This window comes from Streptomyces sp. NPDC051172, assembly GCF_040682555.1.
GTDB lineage: Bacteria > Actinomycetota > Actinomycetes > Streptomycetales > Streptomycetaceae > Streptomyces.
Map to the genome: position 1 here is coordinate 1 of NZ_JBFBBE010000325.1, position 1,589 is coordinate 1,589.

Here is a 1,589-nt window from a genome sequence, read left to right on the forward strand (position 1 = left end):
AGTCCGCGGTCACCCGCCGGGAGGTGGCCTCGTCACTGATGTGCTTGGCGCCGTTCTCGCAGTACTCGTTGCGGTGCCGCTCGCCCGGCGCGGGCATGTGCTTTCCCAGTGTCGCCATGTATGCCATGTCGACCAGGAAGACGATGATGATCGCGGCCACCAGCTGGAAGGCGTGGCGGCTCCAGTCGATGCCTCGGGTGGAGCCGACGCCGACCGCTCGGGCCAGGGCGTTGCCTGCGATCGCGCCGAGCATTCCGCAGATGGTGGTGAGCCAGAGGGGGCTGTGCTGTTTGCCGGGGATGACCGCCTTGGCGATCAGGCCCAGTACGAATCCCACGATGACGGCCCACAACCAGCCCATGGCTGCCTCCTCGTACGGCTCGATGTGAGCCTTGCGCCCAGTGTCGGCCCGGGCACCGTACGGCGCATGCCGGGCGGGGCTGTACGTGCTACGGCTGAGACCGTTCGGCCAGGTAGGAGGTGACCCGGTCTCGTAGGCGGCGCAGGCGCGGCGTAACGTTGGAGGTGTCCGGGCACCGTTCCCCGACCGGGGGCGGATCGGGCACGGGGACGGGGACGGTCCGATGCGGGCGGATGGTGGAATGTGATGCGGAAGCTGCATGGCGTCGGCAACAGCCAGGTGTTCCGGATCACCGGGGCTCGGGCAAGCCTCGACGAGGACGTACGCGGCCGGCAGCGCCGGTACGTCATCTCGATGTCGATCCGTACGGTGTCGGTGATCCTCGCGGCCTCACTGTGGAACGTCGAACGACACGTCGCGATCGTGGCGTTGGTCCTCGGAGCGGCCCTCCCCTACATCGCCGTGGTGATCGCCAACGCGGGCCGGGAGAACGCGCCGTCGCTTCCGTCGACGTTCGTGAGTGTCCCGACGCGTCCGATGATTGCGCCGCCGCGGACGAACGACGGTTCCGCGGAACCGGTCCCGGAAGATGTCGCGGCCGAGCCCGCACCGGGCGCACGAAGCGAGCCGCACGACCGGGCGTGACCACGGCACATGGGTCGCAAGCGGAAGGCGACTCCGCACCAAGCTCAAGAAAAGCTCAGATCAATCATGTTGTTCAGGTGCCGGGCGACGGGTTACCCGTGACATACTTCGTAGGCGCTCCGCATCCCCCGTCGGAGCGACAGACCGACGCCGGGCAGCTCCCCCCGTGGCTGCTCGGCGTCGCCTTGTTCGGCCTCTTTTCAGCGCCTAGTTCAGCCCGGTTGTGAGACGAACCTGTGAGTGACGAGAACCCGATCTGCTCCGCCAAGGGCTGCCGTGCCGATGCCGTGTGGGTGCTCGCATGGAACAACCCGAAGATCCACACGCCGGAGCGGCGCAAGACATGGCTGGCCTGTGAGGAGCATCGGGAGCATCTCTCCCAGTTCCTGGGTGTACGGGGTTTCCTCAAGGATGTGGTCCTGCTGAAGGAATGGGAGTCCTCCCAGGACGCCTAGGTTCCCTTACGCCGTCCGGCCGCCGAACCCCGTCTAGTGAGCCGGTCTTGAGGTCTCGCTTCGCCACGTGAGCTGTGTTCTGTTTCGGATCATGGCTGTGCTGGTGACAGCGGTGCTGTTCTTCGGTG

2 protein-coding genes and 1 pseudogene are annotated in these 1,589 nt (G+C 66.7%); 2 read left to right on the forward strand and 1 reads right to left on the reverse strand.

Annotation, left to right across the window (positions count from 1 at the left end):
• Positions 1 to 100: 100 nt before the first annotated feature.
• A pseudogene (locus AB0N07_RS50750) lies at positions 101 to 361 on the reverse strand (GlsB/YeaQ/YmgE family stress response membrane protein); the annotation flags it as partial.
• Positions 362 to 607: 246 nt separating this feature from the next.
• On the opposite strand from AB0N07_RS50750, the gene AB0N07_RS50755 reads away from it, so the two are divergent.
• Both AB0N07_RS50755 and AB0N07_RS50760 read left to right on the forward strand, forming a co-directional pair.
• The gene (locus tag AB0N07_RS50755) at positions 608 to 1,006 is read left to right on the forward strand and encodes a DUF3099 domain-containing protein (RefSeq protein WP_365847761.1); all 399 of its coding nucleotides are present in this window, start codon (positions 608 to 610) and stop codon (positions 1,004 to 1,006) included.
• Positions 1,007 to 1,242: 236 nt separating this feature from the next.
• Entirely contained in the window at positions 1,243 to 1,461 is a 219-nt protein-coding gene (locus tag AB0N07_RS50760; RefSeq protein ID WP_351481614.1) for a hypothetical protein, read from the forward strand.
• The last annotated feature ends 128 nt before the right edge of the window (positions 1,462 to 1,589 follow it).

Bases quoted from the DNA above. Each gene is read 5' to 3' on its own strand.
- AB0N07_RS50755 (WP_365847761.1), top strand. From the start codon at position 608: ATGCGGAAGCTGCATGGCGTCGGCAACAGCCAGGTGTTCCGGATCACC.